The organism is Alphaproteobacteria bacterium, assembly GCA_041396705.1.
Lineage (GTDB): Bacteria > Pseudomonadota > Alphaproteobacteria > CALKHQ01 > CALKHQ01 > CALKHQ01.
Window position 1 is genome coordinate 30126 of the sequence record JAWKYB010000024.1, and the last position, 20784, is coordinate 50909.

The 20784-nt window shown below is 70.7% G+C and carries 14 protein-coding genes; 4 read left to right on the forward strand and 10 right to left on the reverse strand.

The genetic code is table 11. The features are described 5' to 3' along the window. Positions 1-19 precede the first annotated feature (19 nt). Together msrA and R3F55_24540 are read right to left on the reverse strand one after the other, a co-directional pair. Complete coding sequence (msrA, locus tag R3F55_24535; GenBank protein MEZ5670544.1) at positions 20-538, reverse strand: peptide-methionine (S)-S-oxide reductase MsrA; 519 nt, start codon at positions 536-538, stop codon at positions 20-22. A 161-nt stretch (positions 539-699) separates the two neighbouring features. After that, positions 700-1467: a DUF1223 domain-containing protein gene (locus R3F55_24540; GenBank protein ID MEZ5670545.1), complete on the reverse strand. Its 768-nt coding sequence runs from the start codon at positions 1465-1467 to the stop codon at positions 700-702. A gap of 180 nt (positions 1468-1647) precedes the next feature. On the opposite strand from R3F55_24540, the gene R3F55_24545 reads away from it, so the two are divergent. Then, positions 1648-2928 (forward strand): putative glycoside hydrolase, encoded by a 1281-nt coding sequence (locus R3F55_24545; GenBank protein MEZ5670546.1) that lies wholly within the window; start codon positions 1648-1650, stop codon positions 2926-2928. Between the two features lie 7 nt (positions 2929-2935). On the opposite strand, the gene R3F55_24550 is transcribed toward R3F55_24545, so the two are convergent. From R3F55_24550 to R3F55_24575, 6 genes are all read right to left on the reverse strand, one after another. Beyond that, positions 2936-3826 (reverse strand): branched-chain amino acid ABC transporter permease, encoded by an 891-nt coding sequence (locus R3F55_24550; protein ID MEZ5670547.1) that lies wholly within the window; start codon positions 3824-3826, stop codon positions 2936-2938. Between the two features lie 9 nt (positions 3827-3835). Further along, positions 3836-4564: an ABC transporter ATP-binding protein gene (locus R3F55_24555; GenBank protein ID MEZ5670548.1), complete on the reverse strand. Its 729-nt coding sequence runs from the start codon at positions 4562-4564 to the stop codon at positions 3836-3838. Beyond that, positions 4561-5433, reverse strand: a complete 873-nt coding sequence (locus R3F55_24560) for an ABC transporter ATP-binding protein (protein MEZ5670549.1) — start codon at positions 5431-5433, stop codon at positions 4561-4563. Before R3F55_24560 ends, R3F55_24555 begins: the two co-directional genes overlap by 4 nt. A gap of 13 nt (positions 5434-5446) precedes the next feature. Beyond that, complete coding sequence (locus tag R3F55_24565; protein ID MEZ5670550.1) at positions 5447-5965, reverse strand: polymorphic toxin-type HINT domain-containing protein; 519 nt, start codon at positions 5963-5965, stop codon at positions 5447-5449. A 181-nt stretch (positions 5966-6146) separates the two neighbouring features. Then, on the reverse strand, positions 6147-8147 hold the full coding sequence (locus tag R3F55_24570; GenBank protein MEZ5670551.1) for a peptidoglycan-binding domain-containing protein: 2001 nt from the start codon (positions 8145-8147) through the stop codon (positions 6147-6149). 169 nt (positions 8148-8316) lie between these two features. Then, positions 8317-10371: a peptidoglycan-binding domain-containing protein gene (locus R3F55_24575; protein ID MEZ5670552.1), complete on the reverse strand. Its 2055-nt coding sequence runs from the start codon at positions 10369-10371 to the stop codon at positions 8317-8319. 390 nt (positions 10372-10761) lie between these two features. Between R3F55_24575 and R3F55_24580 the strand changes: the two genes are divergently transcribed. Both R3F55_24580 and R3F55_24585 read left to right on the forward strand, forming a co-directional pair. Further along, the gene (locus R3F55_24580; protein MEZ5670553.1) at positions 10762-11493 is read left to right on the forward strand and encodes a hypothetical protein; all 732 of its coding nucleotides are present in this window, start codon (positions 10762-10764) and stop codon (positions 11491-11493) included. Between the two features lie 31 nt (positions 11494-11524). Then, a complete protein-coding gene (locus R3F55_24585; GenBank protein ID MEZ5670554.1) occupies positions 11525-13162 on the forward strand; it encodes an ATP-binding protein in 1638 nt (545 codons plus the stop codon). A 46-nt stretch (positions 13163-13208) separates the two neighbouring features. Here the strand turns inward: R3F55_24585 and R3F55_24590 are convergent, their stop codons facing one another. Continuing rightward, a complete protein-coding gene (locus R3F55_24590; protein MEZ5670555.1) occupies positions 13209-13640 on the reverse strand; it encodes a hypothetical protein in 432 nt (143 codons plus the stop codon). 58 nt (positions 13641-13698) lie between these two features. Continuing rightward, entirely contained in the window at positions 13699-15435 is a 1737-nt protein-coding gene (gene ggt / locus R3F55_24595; protein MEZ5670556.1) for a gamma-glutamyltransferase, read from the reverse strand. A 129-nt stretch (positions 15436-15564) separates the two neighbouring features. Here ggt and R3F55_24600 point away from each other — a divergent pair, with 129 nt between their 5' ends. Continuing rightward, the gene (locus tag R3F55_24600; protein MEZ5670557.1) at positions 15565-20781 is read left to right on the forward strand and encodes an alpha-2-macroglobulin; all 5217 of its coding nucleotides are present in this window, start codon (positions 15565-15567) and stop codon (positions 20779-20781) included. Positions 20782-20784 lie beyond the last annotated feature (3 nt).

Here is a 20784-nt window from a genome sequence, read left to right on the forward strand (position 1 = left end):
CCCGTCCGTCTGCTCGGCCCTACTCCGCCGCTGCGCGCTTCGGCAGTTTCCAGTTCGGCCGGGGGAAGTGGCAAGTGTAGCCCCAGGGCTGGCGTAGCAGGTAGTCCTGGTGCTCCGGCTCGGCCTGCCAGAACGGGCCGAGCGGCGCCAGTTCGGTGACCACCTTGCCGGGCCACAGGCCGGAGGCCTCGACGTCGGCGATGGTGTCCTCGGCCACCCGGCGCTGGTCCTCGTCGGCATAGAAGATTGCCGAGCGGTAGCTCATGCCGATGTCGTTGCCCTGGCGGTTGGGCGTGGTCGGGTCGTGGATCTGGAAGAAGAATTCCAGGATGTCGCGAAAGCTGGTCTGGGTCGGGTCGAACAGGATCTCGATCGCCTCGGCGTGGGTGCCGTGGTTGCGATAGGTCGCATTCGCCACATCGCCGCCGGAATAGCCGACGCGGGTCTTCGCCACGCCGGGCAGGCGCCGGATCAGGTCCTGCATGCCCCAGAAGCAGCCGCCGGCCAGAACGGCCTTCTCCAGCCTGGTCTCGGACATCGCGATCTCCTCCTGCACATGGCGGGGCCAAGGCGCCCGCGGCGACAAACATGGGGCGCGCGTGCAGGATTGTCGAGATCGCGCGCCGGCCGCACGCGCGACGGCGACGGGGAGCGCCGGCTTGCCGTCAGCCACTGCGGTCGGCCGCGCAGCGTCGACCCTCAGCTTGCCGGCATCGCGGGACACGCTGCCGCCGCCAGCACGGGCGCCAGGCCGGCCGGCTGCACCAGCACGGCGCAGCCCTCATCTGCCGCCGGCCGGTCGGCGGTGAAGCGTGCCGTGCCGCCGGACCACCCGCCCAAGCGCTCGAGCCCGGTCACCACATGGTGGTTGGTCAGGTCCTTGCCATGGTTCTCGCCGCGCTCGACGGCGGTGGTGCGCCGAACGAGATAGCGGACCAGCCACACGTCCGCCGGCGTGGCCGCGGCGCCGTCGAGCGCGACCGCGATCCCGCCGGCCTCGGCCGTGACCGCAAGGCTCGCCCGCGCTTCGCCCGCCGCGGCCGCGATCGCCGCCTCGACATCGTCGCGCGCGCTGCCCACCGCCTCGGCACGGCCGCCGATCACCATCTGCGGGGTATAGACGCCGCCGGTGCCGCGCAGGGCCTGGTTGTAGGCCACCTGGCGCGCGGTATGGGCGGCAGCCGAGAACGGGTCGCGCCACTGGCCGGCGCTGCCGTAGACCAGGTTGTCCCAGTAGTCGACGTGCCATTCCAGCGCGACGATGCCGGGCCGGCCCGCCAGCTCGCCCAGGTAGGCCTCGGCCGGCGGACAGCTGTAGCAGGACTGCGAGGTGAACAGCTCGACCACCACCGGCCGGGCCGGGTCGGGTGCCGCCGGCTCGGACCAGGCCGCGTTGCGATGGGCGAGGCCGGCCAGCGCGACCAGCGCGCCGGCGGTCAGGAACAGGCACAGGCGTGTCCGCAGCATCCGCGTGAACCTCCATCGGCGGGACCGTCGCCAGCCAACCATGGGCGGCAGGGCGGCGGAAGTCGCGGTCGCGCGGTTGTGTGAACGATTGACCGCCGCCGGCGGTCATGCGCCAGATCAAGGCCGCCGGGCGGCGCACCGGGCATCGTGGCCGCGATGCCCACAGCCGGACGACACGCCATGCCACGCCCGATCCGCACGTCCCGCCCCGCCGCGCTGCCGGCGCTCGCCCTCGCCGCCTTCGTCGCAATCGCCTGTGCGTCCGGCGCCGGCGCGACCGACCCGCGCTGGCCGGCGACCCGCACCGGGATCATGCCGTTCAGCGACCAGTTCGGCCAGGTCACCGACGCGCAGCTGCGCTTCGCCGCCACGCACTTCGCCGGCGTGCAGAAGATGACGGCGTCGCAGACCGCGGTGCTGAAGGCCGCCAACCCGGCCTTCATCGTGCTGAACTACCGGCTCGGCAACGGCATCGGCATCGACACGCTGATCGTCGAAGGCGACCGCTGGGTGCCGGAATATCCGGGCGACGCGGCGCTGCAGGAGCAGTGGTTCTGGCACGACCCCGCCACCGGGCGGCGCGTGGTCAACACCGACTGGGGCTGGTACCTGATGAACGTCGGCGACGCCGGCTGGCGCGCCTGGTACCACGACACCGTGCTGGCGCAGCTGCGCATGAACGGCAACGACGGCGTGTTCCTGGATTCGATCAACGTGCCGAACTTCCTCGGCGCGGCCGAGGCCTGGGAGCCGGACCTGCCGGCCTACGACCCGCCGTTCGAGGCGATGTGGACCGAGATGATCCGCGGCCATATCGCCTATCTCGCAGGCCACGAGCTCGGCCGATACCTGCTGGTGCCCAACGTCGGCGGCTGGATCAACGGCCGCGAGGACATGAGCTATTTCGACGAGGCCGACGGGGTCTGGGTCGAAGGCTTCGCGCTGTGGGGCGACGACGCGCCGCTGCCCGAGGGCGACTGGCAGCTGCAGCTCAACCGCGTGCTGCGCGCGACGCGCAACGGTCAGGCGGTCATAACCCAGAGCTATGTCGACGGCGACCGGGCGCGCACCTTCGCCACCGGCAGCTTCCTGCTGGCCAAGGGCGACCACAGCTACATCATCCTGCAGGGCGGCGCGGCGATGGACTGGCCGGCCCAGTACGAGATCCCGATCGGCGCGCCGGTCGACCGGCCGGCGGGCGACATCCGCACCTACGACCCGGACGGCGACGGCGTCTATGTGCGGCAGTTCGACAACGCCACCGTCTACGTCAACGCGCGCGGGCCGGACGACGGCGGGCGCCGGGTGTCGATCCAGACCGCCGGCTGGCTGGCGCTCGCCGAGGGGTCCGGCCGGGTCGAGGTCGACGGCAGCGAGGCCAGTGCCGTCGGCTACCGGCAGGTCGACCGCATCGAGCTCGACCCGATAAGCGCCGCCATCGTTTTCCGCGCGCGGCCGTGAGACGCGCTCAGAACACCCGGCCGCGGAACAGGCCGCTGGGGCGCACGATCAGCATCACCACCATGATCGCGAAGGCAACGCCGGTCTTGTAGCTGGGCGACAACAGCGGCTCGGTGCCGAACCAGGGATAGGCGCTGAGCTCTTCTGCCAGCCCGATGATCATCCCGCCGGCGATGGCGCCGTAGGGCCGGCCGATGCCGCCCAGGATCGCGGCGGCGAACATCGGCAGCAGCAGGTCCCAGCCCATGTAGCTGTCCAGGTCGGTGTCCATCGCCAGGAACACGCCGCCGGCCGCCGCCAGCCCGGCGCCGATGATCCAGGTCCACATCACCACCCGTTCGGTGTCGATGCCCGATACGCGGGCCAGCGCGGCATCGTCGCTCATCGCGCGCATCGCCTTGCCGATCCGGGTGCGGGTCAGGAACAGGTGCATCGCCACCACCAACAGCGCGGCGATGCCGACGATGTAGATGTGGCGCTCGAGGATGCGCAGTTCGCCCAGCCCCGACAGCGGGCGCTGGATGCCGCGGGCATAGGACTCGACCTCGACGCCCCAGATCAGCTGGATCGCCGAGCGCAGCATCAGCGCGACGCCGAACGAGGCGATGACCACGACGATGGTCGGCCGTTCGCGGAACGGCCGGTAGAACGCCCGGTCGATGCCGACCGCCGCCACCGCGGTACCGAGCATGGCGACGGGCAGCACGACGATGGCCGGCAGACCGGTCAGTGCGACCAGGGTCAGCGCCAGATAGGCGCCGAGGGTCATCATGTCGCCATGGGCGAAATGGGCGAAGCGCAGGATGCCGAACAGCAGCGACACCCCGATCGCGCCCAGCGTGTAGATGCTGCCCAGCACCACCGCCGGGATCAGGTAGAAGTTGATGAACTCCATCATGCCGCGGGCCTAGCCACCGAGAAACGCCTCCGCGACCTCGCGATTGGCGAGCAGGGCGGCGCCGGTGTCGGTGAAGCGGTTGCGGCCGGTGGCGAGCACATAGCCGCGGTGCGCGATGCCCAGCGACTGGCGGGCGTTCTGCTCCACCATCAGCACGCCGACCCCGGCCCGGTTGATGGCGACGATGCGCTCGAAGATCTCGTCCATCACCTTCGGGCTGAGCCCGGCGGTGGGCTCGTCCAGCAGCAGCAGCTTCGGCTCGACCATCAGCGCGCGGCCGATGGCGACCATCTGGCGCTGGCCGCCGCTGAGTTCGCCGGCCGGCTGGCGCCGTTTCGCGACCAGGTCCGGAAACAGGCCGTAGACCCGGTCCAGCGACGCGCCGATCGGGTCGCTGCGGACATAGGCGCCCATCTCCAGGTTCTCGTGCACCGACAGGTTCGGGAACACGTTGCGATCCTGCGGCACGAAGGCCATGCCGCGCCGCACCAGCGCCGGCGGCGCCATGTTGGTGATGTCGCGGTCGAGGAAGACGACCTTGCCCTCGCGCAGGTTCAGCAGGCCGAACACTGCCTTCATCGCGGTCGACTTGCCGGCGCCGTTGGGCCCGATGATGACGGTGATCTCACCGGGCCGCACCTCCAGGTCGACACCGTGCAGGATGTCCATGCCGCCATAGCCGCCGACCATGCCGGTCGCGGCCAGGATCGGCGCCGCGTCGGCCGAGGCCGCGGTCATGCCGGCACCCAGGCGCCCTCCTCGCCGGCTGCCGGTTGCGCCCGCGCCGGTTCGGGCGCAGCCGCCTTGCGGACGCTGCCGCCGAGATAGGCCTCGATCACCCGCGGGTCGGCGCGGATCTGGTCCATGTTGCCCTGGGTCAGCACCGAGCCCTGCGCCATCACGATCACCGGGTCGCAGAGGCGCGCGATCATGTCCATGTCGTGCTCGATCACGCAGAAGGTGTAGCCGCGTTCGCGGTTCAGCCGCTCGATCAGCCCGGCCAGTTCCGACAGCAGCGTGCGGTTGACCCCCGCACCGATCTCGTCGAGCAGCACGACCTTGCAGTCGGACATCATCACCCGGCCGAGTTCGAGCAGCTTCTTCTGCCCGCCCGACAGGCTGCCGGCCGGCTCGCCGGCGAGGTGGTCGAGCTTGAGGAACTGCAGCACCTCCACCGCCCGCTGGCCCAGGGCGCGTTCCTGGGCGCGGATCGCGCCCCAGCGCAGCAGCGCCCACCACAGCCGTTCGCCGATCTGCTCGGCCGGCGGCACCAGCAGGTTCTCCAGCACGGTCAGCCCGGCGAACTCGTGGGCGATCTGGAAGGTCCGCGCCAGGCCCAGGCGGTAGAGCTCGTGCGGCCGGCGGCCGCCGACCGGGCGCCCGTTCAGCAGGATCCGGCCGCGGTCCGGTCGGTACAGCCCGGCGACGATGTTGAACAGGGTCGACTTGCCGGCGCCGTTCGGACCGATCAGCCCGGTGATCGAGCCGCGGCGGACCGACAGCGAACAGTTTTCCACCGCATGGATGCCGCCGAACGCCTTGCTGACGCCCTCGACGCGGATCGCATCACCGGCGGCCTGCGCCTCGGGGATCGGCTGGTCGGACAAGGCGTGGCGCGGCTCAGTGCGCCAGCAGGCGCAGATCCGACACGTAGAAGGTGCCGGTGATCTCGACCTCGAAGTTGTAGACCGTGAAGCTGCCGGTGCGCACGCGACAGGTGTCGATGCGGTACTGCGCGCCGTCCAGTCCGATGATGGTGTCGCCGATCGACGTCTCGATCGTTCGGCGCCAGCCGTCGGTAGTCAGGAACGGGTGGTCGCGGGTGAGCTGGATCACCTGGCCGCCGATGCCCATCTCGTAGATCGCGTTCTCGGTTCGGCTGGTCACGTCGCGGACCAGGCTGGTGACGGTGCGCTGCGCGTCGATGTCGAACGAGATCACCCGGTCGCCGGCGACGATGTCCTCGATGTTCTTGAAGCCGGATTCGGTCAGGATCTTCGTGCCCGCGACGAAGGAATTTTCCCGTACCGCGATCGCCGCGTCGTCGAACGGCGGCACCGGCGCCATCTCGGCACGCGCCGGCGCCACTGCTGCAAATCCCAGCAACGCCAGGGCCAGAGCGATCCGTCCCGCCAGCATGTCCGTCTCCCTTCAATCCGCAACCCGGAGGACAGACCTAGCACATCCGCCGCGACGGTCCATCATCCTCGCCGTGCGGCCCGGCGCGCCATAGCGTCGACCGCACGGGAAACCAAAGGGCCCGCCGGTCCATTCGACCGACGGGCCCCGTGAAGAGTCGCGGTTTCGCGACGGCGCCGGGCTACATGGCGTAGCGGGCGCGCAGCGCGGCAGCGACCTCGGCGTCGTCGGCCGTCCGGCCGGCGGCGGCGTGCAGGTCGGCCATACGGTCGATCGCCATGGCGCCGACACCGTCGGCGCCGCCTTCCTCGGCGGCGGACCGTGCCTCGACGAGCAGGGTCTTGATCGCCTCGACGTCAGCCCCGGTCGGCTTTTCGCTGCCGGCCACCACCTGGGCCAGCCGTGCCGAGGCGAGCCGCTCGAGGATCGCGGCCAGTTCCGCCGGACGGTCGCGGTCGAGGCCGGTCCAGGTCTCGCGCGCCATCTCCAGATGGACCTGCGCATCGCCGTAGAGGCCCATCGAGGCATAGGCCGCCGCGATCAGCTGGTGGGCGTCGACCATTTCCGGCGAATCCGCGCCGTGATCGAAGTAGACGGCGCCCATCAGCGCCTGGCGGTCCTCGATCACCGGCGTCGCGTCGCCGTTCGCCAGGCCGTCGCTCAGTCGCCACCACATCACGCCGGACCCGCCGTCGCCGCGGTCGATCCCGGACAGCGGCCGATCGACGACCGGCCGGGCGAACGCCTCGACGATATGGGCCCGGACTGCCGGAAGCACGTCCCCCGCCGGCAGCGCCGCCGGCGTGGGCTCGCTGTCGCTCTCGGCAACCGGCGTCACCGCCGGGCGGACCGCCTCGCCGCGCAGGTCGGCGATCTGCTCGCCGGTCAGATAGCCGGTCTGGCTTGCGCCGATCGCCGCCTGGTAGGACCGGATGGCGTTGCGCGTGCCCGGCCCGAACAAGGCGTCGATGCCGCCCGAATAGTGCCCCAGCGCCTGCAGGCCCTGCTGCACCTCGACCATCTCTTCGCGAGACATGGCCGGCTCGCCCGATGCGACCAGGGCGTCGTAGTCGCGCGAGATCTGCTCGGCGCGCTGCTGGACCGACCGGAGCGAATCGACCTGGTTGCCGAGCGACGCCAGCGCCACGTCGTACTCGTCGCCGCACAGGCCGGCGACCTGCTCCGCCTGGTCATGGAACACGTCGAGCTGGTCGAGATAGCTGTCGATGCCGCCGGCGATCCGGCTGCCCTCGGCTGCGTCGAAGGCCGGAATGCGCGGCCCGCGCAGCATGGTCCGCAGGTCGCCGACACGCGGATTGAGCTCCTCGCGATAGTCGCGGGTACGGTCGACCGCGCTGCTCAACTGCGCCACGTTGGCGGCGCAGATCGCACGGGCCTCGTCGCTGACCGGCTCGACCGGGGCGGGCTGGCCCTCGGTGGTCGGCGCCGGCGGCAGGCCGACGACGTCGACCGTCTGCTGCGGCTGGCCGGTCTCGGCGGCAGCCATCAGTTCCTGGAGCTGGCCGGCGGTCAGATAGCCGGTTGCGGGATAGCCGCGGGCTGCCTGGTAGGAGCGGATCGCCGCCCTGGTGCCCGAGCCGAACCGGCCGTCGACCGGCTGCTGGTAGAAGCCGGTGGCAGCCAGCCCGCGCTGAACCGCCTCCATGTCGGCCTGGGTCAGCGGCGGCTCGCCGGAATCGAGCAGCGCCTGATGGTCGGCGAGCAGCTGCTCCGCCCGCGCCTGCTGGGCGCGGAACCGGTCGATGGTGGCGTGCAGCGTCTGCACGTCGGCGTTGAACCCGGCCCCGCAGGCATCGGCAAGCGGGGCGACCTGCCGGCCGAAATCGTCGAGCGCGGCGGTGAATTCGTTGGACCGGTCGCGGGCAGCGACGGCCTGGGTTGCATCGATGGCCTCGCTGCGCGGGGCGATCAGCTGACCGCCGAAGCCATTGAGCGCCTGGTCGATCCGGTCGAGCGCGGTCTGCGAATCGACGATCGCCTGCGTCAGCTGCACCTGGCTCTGGTCGCAGGTCTGCGCCCGGGCCGCCAGCGGGACCGCGCCGGCCAGACAGGTGCCGAGGCACAGCAGCGCCGCCAGGCGGCCGCGGCGGACGTGGTCGGCGACGTTGACGGAAATCGCACGGGCGCCGGACTCCGGCCGCATGCTGTTTGAGACGGACATGGATCACTCCCCACGCTGCGTCCCGCGGTGGCAGCGGCGGCGACGGGTGTTCCCGCCGCGCCGCCGGCGCCGATCCCCGACCGGCACCGGCCACCGGGACAGTGGGTCGTGAACGGCTCAGGGCGCGATCGGTTCCCCGTGCCGGGGCGATCCGATTCCGGCAGCCGTCTCAGCCGGCATAGCGGGCCCGGATCGTGGCGGCGACGCCGGCGTCCTCCGGCTCGCGGTTGGCGGCCGCATAGAGGTCGGCCAGCCGGTCGGCGATGTCCTGGCGCAGGCGCTGGTTGCCGTCGTCGCCGCTGCCGGCCGCGGCCCGCGCCTCGGTCAGCATGCCGAGCAGGTCGTCGAAGGTGGCATCGCCGACCGTGCCGTTGACGGTGGCCTGGGCCAGCCGCGCGGCGGCGAGGCGCTCCAGCAGGATCGCCCGCTCCTCGGGCTCGTCGCGGTCCAGGCCCGACCAGATGTCCCAGGCCCGCTGCAGGTGGAAGGCGGCGTCGCCGAACAGGCCGAGGCGTGCGAACGCGTCGCCGACCACCAGATGGGCATCGACCATCGACAGCGACTCCGCGCCCCGGTCCAGATAGGCGGCACCAAACAGCGTCAGGCGCTGGTCGACCGTCTGCTGCTGCTGGCCGCGGGCCAGGTCGTCGCGGGCGCGCCACCACAGGTCGCCGTAGCGGCCGTCGCCGGGGCGCACACCGCTGACCGGCAGCGGCGGCTGGCGCCCGGCCAGATCCTCGGACAGCAGGCGACGCACGTCGGCGATCCGCGGCCGGTCGCCGCCGTCCTGGACGCCGGTGCCGGGCGGCGGCGGTGGCGGCTGCGGCGTCGCGACCTCCGGCCCCGGGATGTTCGGCGTCGGCGGCGTCGGCACGTTGGGCGTCGGCGGCGTCGGGGTGGGCGGGGTCGGCGCCGGCGGCGTCGGCTGGACCGCCGCCTGCTCCAGCGCGGCGATCTGCGTGGCGTTCAGGAAGCCGGTCTGCTGCGCGCCGATCGAGGCCTGATAGGCGCGGACCGCCGCCCGGGTGCCCGGCCCGAACACCGCATCGATGACACTGTTATAGTGACCGCCGTTCTTCAGGCCGGTCTGCACCCGGCGCATGGTCTCCTCGCTCATCGCCGGTTCGCCGGATTCGATCAGCGCGGCGTAGTCGGCATTGAGCTGGTCGGCCCGGCCGCGCAGCGTCGCCAGGCTGTCGAGCTGGCCCGACAGCGTGGCAAAGCCGTCGTCGAAGGTGGCGCCGCACTGACCGACCACGGCCTGGGCCTGGTCGTGGAACGCCTGCAGCGCGCTCAGATAGGACTGGATGTCGGCGACGATCCGGGCGCCGGCCTCGCCGTCGATCGGCGGCACCCGCGGCCCGCGGATCGCGCGGCGATAGTCGGTGATACGGGTATTGACCTGGTCGCGGAACTCGCCGGTACGCTGCACCGCGTTGTTCACCTCGGCGATGTTCTGGTTGCAGATCTGCTGCGCCTCGACGCTGGCCGGGCCCTGCGGCTGTGCGGAGCCGACCTGCGGCGCCGGCGGCAGGCCCGACGGCGGCGGCGTCGGGGTCGGCGTCGGCGTCGGGGCGGCAGGCGTGCCCTGTGCAACGCCGCCCGGCTGGGTCAGCGTGGTCAGCTGCTCCGGCGTCAGATAGCCGGTCGGCGCCATGCCGCCGGCCTGCTGGAACGCGGCGATGGCGGTGCGGGTGCCGGGGCCGAACCGGCCGTCGACGCCGCCCTGGTAATGGCCGCGGTCGGCCAGCGCGCGCTGCACCGATTCCATCTGGGCCTGGCTCAGCGGCGGCTCGCCCGACTCGCTCAGCGTCGCGTGGTCGGCCAGCAGCTGGTCCGCCCGCGCCCGCTCCGCCTCGAAGCGGTCGACCAGCTGGGACAGGCGCTGGGCGTCGGCCGCGAACTGCGGGCCGCAGGACTGGCCGACCTGGTCGACCTGCGTGCTGAAACCGGTCAGCGCATTGATGAAGGCGTCGAGATTCGCCCGCGCCGCCACGATATTGGTGGCATCGACCGGGCCGGTGCGCGGGCTGATCAGGGCGCGGCCGAACTGGTCGAGGCTGCCCGAGACGCGGTCCAGCGCGGACTGCGAGTCACCGATCGCCTGGGTGAGCTGTGACTGATTCGACTCACATAGTTGCGCCTGTGCAACAGTGGGTCCGGCGACGACCGCGAAAGCGGCCGCGACGGCGACGCCGGCCGCCGTCAGCGCCCGTCGCAGCAACCGGCCCGGCGATCCGGTGTTGCCCGTAACACGTGGGAAATGAAAGGATTCTGCCATTGCGCAGATGTGGCTCACCGCCCTCTCCCTCTTCCTCGCCGCCGACTCCGCTCCCGCCCATGTTACCATCGGCAGGCCGGCCGGGGCGGCCGAATCCCCGTCCCGAATTAAGCCTTCATTTACCGTTCAATGATCCGTTAACGACACTGGCCTCCGCCAGGCAAACCTTCGACTTGACACTGCGTGGAGCGAGGAGTTCCATGCGAAGATCGCTGAGGCATCTTTGTGCTGAAATTGAGGCAAGGCGCCTTTCGATACCGACCGAGTTCGCGCAGGAACCGTGCGGCGCCGGTTTGGCCCGTTCACCGCTGAGCAAGACCGAACAACACACCTATGGTTCAGGACGTCTTAGCAAGGTTGCGCCACGGCTTCGTCGCCGCGATCACCGCCGTGGTGGTCTTGCCGGCAACGGCACCGGCGCAGGACTCGAACCAGCTCATCGTTCTGTCGCCGGATCGTGCCGGGGCGCTGCAGATCGCGTCGCAGAGCAACATGGTGCCGGCGGACGTCGTCAAGTTGCTGGATTGCATCTTCCTGGAGATGGGCCTGACCTATCAGATGGCGCCGATGCCGCCGCGGCGGGCCGAACTGATGTTCGCCAACGGCGTCGCCAGCGCCATCCTGGACAATTTCCAGGGCCAGCTTCCCGACCTGCCGAGCTATGCGGCGCCGATCATGCCGCAGGAATGGGCCTGGTTCTTCCCGGCGGCGAGCGCGCTGCGCCACGACGACATGTCGTTCCAGGACCAGGCCTCGATTGCGGTGCCCGGTCAGTACGGGCTGAAGCAGCATATGTCGGAACTCGGCTTCCGTTCGGTTGCCGAGGCGACGAGCGAGGCCCAGCTCGTACAGCTGCTGCAGTACGGCCGCGTCGATGCCGTGCTGGCGCCGGCGGCGACGTTCCGCCAGGCGATGTCGGTGCTTGGCATTGCGGATACCATGTTCCGCAGCGAAGTGCAGGCGACGTGGCATCTGGTCGTGCGGTTCCGCGACGAGTATGCCGTGGCGAACCCCGACGTCGTCGCGGAATTCGCCCAGGCCAGGGTGGCGTGTGCCGGCCGATAAGTGCTTGCCCGGCGGCAGGGGGGGCCGCTGAATGAGCATGGACAATCGGTTCGGGCAGTCGCCCCAGCGTGACAGGAATCTGCGTCCCATCAGCTTCTTCCAGCGCATCGCCGCGCGGCAGGCCGGCTATGTGGTGGCCGCCGTGTGCGTGGTCGGCCTGCTGCTGACCATCGCGCAGATCGTCGAGGACTATTTCGATCATCGGGCCGAGATCGGCCATTCCGCGCAGCAGCTGCTGGCCACGGTGCGCCAGCCGGCCGCGCAGGCGGCGTTTATGGTCGACAAGTCGCTGGCCCGCGAGGTGGCCTCGGGCCTGTTCGCGCACGAGGCCGTGGTCGAGGTGGTGATCACCACCGATTTCGGCGAGCCGCTGGCCGCGATCCAGCGCCCGCCGCGCGAATCGTCCTGGCTGGCCGAGCTTCTGTTCAGCGAGAAGCAGGCGATCACGCTGCCGCTGACGGTCAACCCGGAGTCGCCGTCGGAGGTCGGCAACGTCGCGATCACGCTCGACCCGCTGATCAGCGGCGAGGCCTTCCTGGTCCGGGCCAAGCGCGCCATCGTCTACGGTATCGTCCGCGCGGCCGTGCTGTCGGTGATCATCGCGGCGATCTTCTACCAGACGCTGACCAAGCCGTTGCTGACCCTGGTGCGCGCCTTCGGCGCGATCAACCCGCGCCGGCCGGACGCGGTGGCGATCGAGCCGCCCAGAGGCCACGAGCGCGACGAGATCGGCCATCTGGTCGACGCCGCCAATTCGCTGCTGGCCAACGTCGAGAAGAACCGGCAGCGGCTGCAGCTGTCGCGCAGCGAGGCGGATCGGCTGCGCCGCCGCGCCGAGGCGGCGAGTCAGGCGAAGACCCGCTTCCTGGCGACGATGAGCCACGAGTTGCGCACCCCGCTCAACGCGATCCTCGGCTTCTCCGAGATGATCCGCGACGAGATCATCGGCAAGGTCGGCAACCCGAAGTACCGCGACTATGCCCGCGACATCCACGCCAGCGGCCGTCACCTGCTGCACCTGATCGGCGAGATCCTCGACATCTCCAAGATCGAGGCCGGCAAGATGGAGCTGGCGCCGCGCGTGCTTTCGCTGCAGCGGCTGCTGCACGGCATGGTCCGGGTGATCGAGATGCGGGCGATCGACAACCAGCTGCGGCTGGTCACCGAGATTCCCGACGAGCTGCCCGCGATCTGGGCCGACGAGCAGGCGATCAAGCAGGTGGTGCTCAACCTGCTGTCGAATGCGGTCAAGTTCACCCCGGCCGGCGGCACCATCACCGTATCGGCGGAGGCGCAGGACGGCTTCGCCGTGGTCCGCGTCGCCGACACTGGCATCGGCATGTCGGAGGCCGACCTCGAACGGGTGTTCCAACCGTTCGAGCAGGCCGACAACCGCTACCAGCTCTCGGACGAGACCCGCGGCACCGGCCTCGGCCTGGCGCTGGCCCAGCGCCTGGTCGCGATGCACAACGGCCGGGTGACCATTCAGAGCGCGCCGAAGCAGGGCACCACGGTGTCGTTCGAGCTGCCGCTCGCCGACCACCAGGACGAGGACCACCCGCCGACCGAAGCGCCGGCGGCGCCGCGGCAGACCGCGATGATGCTGGCGGCCCCGGATGGCCTCGGCGAGAAGCCGGGCCGCACCGCGGCGGAGCAGGAAGCGGCCTAACGCCCCTGCCCCGTCCCGCCGCCGCCCGCGACGCCGGACGCCGGCCTCACGGCACCTGCGAGCAACGGTAAGTGAACTCCATCTTGCCTTCGCAGCCGGGGTCGTAGTTCCACAGGCAGGTCGCCTCGGCCGACTGGCCCTGCACCAGCACCGACTGCCCGACCGTGGTGCCCGGCTGCCAGCCCCAGCTCACCTGCATCGGATATTCGCACTGGTTGGTCAGCACCCAGGTCAGCTGGGTGGCATAGCCCTGGTCGGTCTGCGCCGGGTGCATCGGCAGCTGCTCCATGGTGACGCACGCGGCGCCGTCGGTCCGGTACAGCCGGCACACCGGCCGGTCGTTCTGTGGCTGGAACTGGCCGCCGCCGGCCGACTGGCCACCGCCCCCCGGGGCTTGGCCGCCCGTGTTGCACGATCCGAGAACCGCTGCCGCCCCTGCCAGCAGCACCGGGCCGAGCGCCCGGACAAATCGAGACATCTGGTCTTTTCTCCCTCGTTGACGCCGCCGCCGGACGGAGCCGGCCGGCGTCGACCCGTCAATCGCCGCGGGCGATCCCCTCGCGCCGCGGATCGGCACCGCCAAGCAGCCCGTCGCCGTCGATCTTGATCATGTGCAGGCCGCTGTTCAACGGCATCACGCGCACGTCGTGCCCCATTGCCTCCAGCGCGTCCGCCAGGTCGGCGGCAGCGGTGCCCTCCTCCAGGTCGGTGCTGCCGTTGCGGTTGCCGAGATGTGGCAGCGCGACCGCGGCTTGCGGATCGAGCCCCCAGTCGAGCGCCGCGATGATCGCCTGCGCGACATAGCCGATGATGCGGCTGCCGCCCGGCGAGCCCACCACCAGCACCAGCCGCCCGTCCGCATCGAACACCATGGTCGGTGCCATCGAGCTCCGCGGCCGCTTGCCAGGCTCGACCCGGTTGGCGACCGGCCCCGCCGCATCCTCCGGCCGGAACGAGAAATCGGTCAGCTGGTTGTTGAGCAGCACCCCGTGCACCATCACCCGTGACCCGAATGCGCTCTCGATCGAGGTGGTCATGGCGACGGCATTGCCGTCGGCGTCCACGATCGAGATGTGGCTGGTCGACGGCAGTTCCAACGAGACCCCGGGCTCGAAGTTCCAACCCTGCTGCCGGTCCGGCGTGCCGGCGGCGGCTTCGCCCATGTCCTTGTCGGGATCGATCAGGCGCGAGCGTTCGGCCAGGTAGGCCGGGTCGAGCAGCCCTTCGACCGGCACGTCGACGAAGCCGGGGTCGGCGATGTAGAGGTTGCGGTCGGCGAAGGCCAGCCGCCCGGCCTCCGCGAACAGATGGGCGAACTCGGCCGAGCCCGGATCGAGCGCGGCGATGTCGAAGCGCTCCAGCAGGCCCATGATCTCGAGAAGCGTGACCCCGCCCGAGGTCGGCGGCGGCATGCCGCAGATGCGCCAGACCCGGTAGGGCGCGCACACCGGATCGCGGCGGATGGCGGCATAGCGCGTCATGTCGTCGAGGTTGAGCAGGCCGGGATTGTCGGGCGCGTTGCGCACCGCGGTGACGATATCGAAGGCGATCGAGCCGCTGTAGAAGGCATCGGCGCCCTCCGTCGCGATCGTGCGCAACAGGTCGGCATAGCGCGGGTTGCGCAGGACGTGGCCGACCGGCAGCGGCTCGCCGCGATCGTTGTAGAAATAGCTGCGCGCCGTCTCGTAGCGCGCCAGATGCTCGTCCTCGGTGATCAATGCGTTGAGGCGCGGCGAGACGATGAAGCCCTGCTCGGCCAGCTCGATCGCCGGTTCGAACAGTTCGGCCCAGGGCAGCCGGCCATGGTCACTGTGTGCGCGCTCCAGCAGCCGCAGCAGTCCGGGGGTGCCGACCGAGCGGCCGCCGACGACCGCGTCCCAGAAGCCCATCGGCTCGCCGTCGTCGCCCATGAACAGCGACTCGCCGGCCTCGGCCGGTGCGGTCTCGCGCCCGTCATAAGCGTCCAGCACGCCGGTGCCGGCATCCCAGGCCAGCATGAAGGCGCCGCCGCCCAGCCCCGACGACTGCGGCTCGACCAGGTTGAGGACCAGTTGCACCGCAATGGCGGCGTCGACCGCGCTGCCGCCGGCGCGCAGAATCGACACCCCGGTCTCGGTGGCGTAGGGGTTGGCGGCGACGACCATGAACGATTCGGTCCGCACGACCTCGCCATGGGCGAGGCCGGTCGCCCCTTCCGGCGGCGGCTGTTCGGCGCCCAGCGGCGCCGAGAGGAGCAGGGCCGCGATTGCGGCGAGGGGCGTCAAGATTCGCATGGCACCGGTCCTGATGTTTGCAGGATATCCTACAGGCAACAGGGCCGCGAACCAACGGATACGGACCATGATTTCGTCGCATTCCAAATGCTAGGGTCGAAGCAAGGGATCGAATTGGCGGAGGTGTTCATGTCTGTCGTGCGAATGTGCGCAAGATTGCTGCTGGTTGCCGGCCTGACCATTGCCGGCGCGGCCCAGGCATTCGAGGCGCCGCGTTTCGCGGCCCAGGCCGACGACTACCGCGACCGGTTGATGGCTCACATCGACGAAACCGGGCGGGACACCTATGGCGCGGCCGACCAGTGGCTGCCGCGCGGCCAACGCCAGCTGGCCGAGGACCAGGTCTCCGCCGCGATCGACAGCCTGGAAATCGCCGCCGGCCTCGGCGACGACAGCTATGCCCTGTGGCGCGACCTCGCCGACGCGTGGCGCAACTACAGCCCGAACGCGCCCGAGGCGATTGCGGCAACCTACAACGCCTGGCGCACCGCCGACACCGACCGGCGCCGCGCCGACGCCCTGGTCGACCTGGGCGACCTGCTCGAATTTCTTGACGAGTACACCCTGGCCGCCGACGCCTTCGACGCCGCCAATGCCATCCGCTTCGATCCCGACGTCGACGAGCATGCCGCCTTCCTGCGCCGCGAATACGGGTTCCGCGCCGCCTATGTCGACACCTATTCCGACCGCGACGACCCGCGCGCCTGCGTGCAATTCACCCAGCCGCTGCCCCAGCCGCGCACCGCGGACCTGTCCCCCTACATCCGTCTGGAGCCGGCCGAACCGTTCGAAATGTCGGTCGAGGGCTACAGCCTGTGCCTGAACGGCCTGCGCCACGGCGAGACCTACAACATCACGGTGTTGGCCGGGCTGCCCTCGGGCGCCACCAGCGAGCGCACCTTCGAGGACTTCACCTACGCGCTGTCGGTCGAAAACCGCACGCCGGCCGCCAGCTTCCGCGGCTCGGCCTACGTGCTGCCGCGCGGCGGCGAGGGCACGCTGCCGCTGGCCACGGTCAACGTCGACCTGGTCGAGGTCGAGGTGCTGCGCATCAACGACCGCAATCTGATCGACCAGGTGGTGCGCGAGCGCGTCGGCGACGCGCTGGACGGCTGGGACGTCGACGACGTCCGCGACAACGCCGGCGAGCTGGTCTGGCACGGCGAGATGCCGATCGAGCGGGTCGAGAACCGCGAGGTCACAACCGGGCTGCCGATCGACGAGGTGCTGACCGACCCCGAGCCCGGCGTCTATCTGGTCGTCGCCGCGATCAAGACCGACAACGAGGACGAGTATTACTACTACGACGACCGCGCGACGCAGTGGGTCATCATCTCCGACATCGGCCTGACCAGCTTCACCGGCGCCGACGGGCTGCACGTTGCCGTGCGCTCGCTGCAGACCGGCGGACCGCTGGCCGGCGTCACCATCGACCTGATCGCCCGCAACAACGAGGTGCTGGGCAGCGGCGTCAGCGACGACAACGGCCTGGTCGCCTTCGGTGCCGGGCTGGTCGCCGGCGAGGGCGGCCGCCGCCCTGGCATGGTGCAGGCGCGCGAGGGCGAGGCCGACTTCGCCTTCCTGTCGTTGGTCGGCTCCGCCTTCGACCTGTCCGACCGCGGCGTCGCCGGCCGGGCCACGCCCGGACCGATCGACGGCTATCTCTATACCGAGCGCGGGGTCTACCGGCCCGGCGAGACGGTGCACGTGACCGGGCTGCTGCGCGACGCGCATGCGCGCGCAATGACCGACATGCCGCTGACCGTGCTGCTGCTGCGCCCCGACGGCATCGAGGCCGAGCGCCAGATCCTGCATGACCAGGGTTTGGGCAGCTACCGCTACGACTACGACCTGTCGGCGTCGGCCTACTCCGGCACGTGGACGGTGCAGGCCTATGTCGATCCCGAGGGCGACGCCGTCGGCGAGGTCCGGTTCCAGGTCGAAGACTTCGTTCCGGTCCGGATCAGGCTGGACATCACCGCGGACCAGGACGCGGTGCGGCCCGGCAGCGCGACCACCATCGACGTCTCGGCGCAGTATCTGTACGGCGCGCCGGCGGTCGACCTGCCCGGCGAGGCCACCGTGCTGCTGCGCGAGGACTACAGCCCGTGGCCGGAGTTCCCCGACTACAGCTTCGGCATGGCGCAGGAAAGCTTCGAGCCGATCCGCGAGCCGCTCGACTTCGCCAACACCGACGAGGGCGGGCACGGCCGCATCTTCCTGTCGCTGGACGAGCTGCCCGACACGACCCTGCCGCTCGAGGCGGTGATCCGTGCCTCGGTGTTCGATGTCGGCGGCCGCCCGGTCAACGGCAGCATCACGCTACCGGTGCGCAGCGACCGGCCGTCGATCGGCATCGCCCCGCAGTTCGACTATTCGGTCGAGTATGACAGCGACGCCGGCTTCCAGGTCATCCTGCTCGACGGCGACGGCAACCGCATCGCCGGCACCGACCTGCGCTACGAGCTGGTCAAGGAGCAGTACAACTACTACTGGTGGTGGCGCGGCTACTGGGACTACGAGTATAGCGTCTACGATGTCCCGGTGACCGACGGTGCGATCACCGTCGCCGCCGACCAGCCGGCCGCGCTGACGCTGCCGGTCGAGTGGGGCCGCTACCGCCTCTACGTGTTCGACCCGATCAGCGGCGCGGCCAGCAGCGTGCGGTTCAGCGCCGGCTGGTGGGTGGCGCGCGGGCAGAGCGACACGCCCGACCAGCTGGAGATCGCATTCGACAAGGACAGCTATGCGATCGGCGAGACGGCGCGCATCGCCATCGAGGCGCCCTATGCCGGCGAGGCGCTGCTTGCGATCGCCAACGACGGCGTGATCGAGACCCGCAACGTCGCCCTGACCCAGGGCAGCAACGTGGTCGAGTTCAGCGTCGGCGAGGACTGGGGCGTCGGCGCCTATGCGCTGGCGACGCTGTACCGCGCCGGCCAGGACATCGATCCGTCGCGCGGCGTGTTCGGCCCCGGGCGCGCCGTCGGCGTGTCGTGGATGGCCGTCGACATGACCGACCGCACCCTGACGGTCACCATGGAGACCCCCGATGTCGTGCGTCCGCGCGGCACCTTCGATCTCGACATGCAGATCGCCGGCCTCGACCAGGGCGAGCAGGCCTTCCTGACGCTTGCCGCGGTCGACGAGGGCATCCTGCTGCTGACCCGGTTCGAATCGCCCGACGCGGTCGACTACTACTACGGCCAGCGCCGGCTGGGCCTGGAGATGCGCGACCTGTACGGCCAGCTGATCGTCAGCGAGGGCCGGCGCGGCCAGTTGCGTTTCGGCGGCGACGGCGAGGACGAGGCCCTGCTCGACGAGCAGAGCGCGACCCCGCCGGTCCGCACCGTGCGCACGGTGGCGCTGTACAGCGGCATCGTCACCGTCGGCGAGGGCGGCCGGGTCACCCTGCCGCTCGACATCCCCGACTACAATGGCGAGCTGCGCCTGATGGCGGTGGCCTGGAGCGCCGATTCCGTCGGTTCCGCCGACCAGCCGCTGACGGTGCGCGACCCGGTGGTCAGCGAGGTCGCCCTGCCCCGCGTGCTGGCGCCCTCCGACCTGGCCGAGATCACGGTCAGCCTGCACAACGTGGACGGCCCGGCCGGCACCTACCAGGTCGACCTGCGCGTCTACGGCCCGCTGGCGCTGGACGACGCCGGCAGCTTCCAGGTGCAGCTGGGTGAGGACGAGCGGTTCAGCACCGAGATGGTGGTGACCGCGGACAGCATCGGCATCGGCGACGTCACCCTGGCGCTGGCCGGTCCCGACGGCTTCGCCATCGACCGGTCCTGGCAGATCGCGGTGCGGGCGGCGCAGCCCTATGTGACCGACCGCATCTCCGGCCTGCTGCAGCCGGGCCAGACCCTGCTGGTCGACGACGCGCTCTACGACGAGTACCTGCCCGACACGCCGGAGCTGGCCGCCAGCTTCAGCACCCGGCCGAACTTCGACGTGCCCGGGCTGGTGCGTGCGCTCGACCAGTATCCCTATGGCTGTGCCGAGCAGGTGACCAGTCGCGCCATGCCGCTGCTCTACCTGTCCGAGGTGGCCGAGGCCTGGGGCGACGACGACGAGCAGCCGGTCAACGTCGACGACCGGATCCGCCGCGCCATCGGCCGGCTGATGTCCTACCAGGCCTGGTCCGGCGCCTTCTCGCGCTGGAGCCCCTATGGCTCGGAGGATGCCTGGCTCAGCGCCTATGTGATGGACTTCCTGACCCGGGCCCGCGAGCAGGGCTATCCGGTGCCCGACCGTGCCTACCAGCGCGGCCTGGACTGGCTGGCCGACTACGTCACCTGGTACGACAGCCGCAACAGCTGCCGTCCGGCGGCGGCCTATGCGCTGTACACGCTGGCGCGGGCGGGGCAAGCCGACATCGGCGACCTGCGCTACTATGCCGACACCTGCATGACCAGCTTCCAGAGCCCGCTGGCCCGCGGCCAGCTCGGCGTCGCACTGGCCAATTACGGCGACCTCGGCCGCTCGGAATACGCCTTCGACCAGGCGGAGCAGCCGCGGATCACCGGGGTGACCCTGCGCGACTACGGCTCGGAGCTGCGCGACAGCGCCGCCCTGGTGGCGCTGATGGCCGAGGCCGGCATCCGCGACGAGCGCTGGTTCGAGATGGCGGACGAGGCCGCGCTGACCTTCAGCCGGTCGCGCTACACCAGCACCCAGGAGAACGCCTGGCTGCTGCTGGCGGCGCATGCCCTGCTGGAAGGCCAGGAGGCGATGGAGCTGTCGGTCGACGGCGTGCCCCAGGCGCCGACCACCACGCCGCTGGATCTGATCCCCAGCTTCGCCGACCTGGCCGGCGGCATCCGTATCGCCAACATCGGCGACAGCCTGGTGCGCAGCGCGGTCACGGTGCGCGGCGTGCCTTCGGCACCGCGGCCGGCGGAGGCCAACGGCATGACCATCACCCGCAGCTTCATGCGGGTCGACGGCACGCCGTTCGATCCGGCGACCGAGACCCTGAGCCAGAACGACCTGGTCGTCGTGCTGGTCGAGGTGAAGCCGCAGGGCGACTTCACCTACGACATGCTGATCGTCGACCTGGTCCCGGCCGGGTTGGAGATCGAGAACCCGCGCATCGGCGAAAGCCGCGGCCTGGAGGAGCTGAGCCAGGAGCTCGACCTGTCCTATCCGGAGCATGTCGAGATGCGCGACGATCGCTTCGTGGCCGCGATCGAATCGTCCAATACCGTGCGGGTGGCCTATCTGGCCCGCGCGGTGACGCCCGGCGACTTCGTGCTGCCGCCCTCGTTCGTCGAGGACATGTACACGCCGTCGCTGAACGCGCGCACCGAGATGGGCCGCCTGGTGATCGAGGCGCGCTGAACC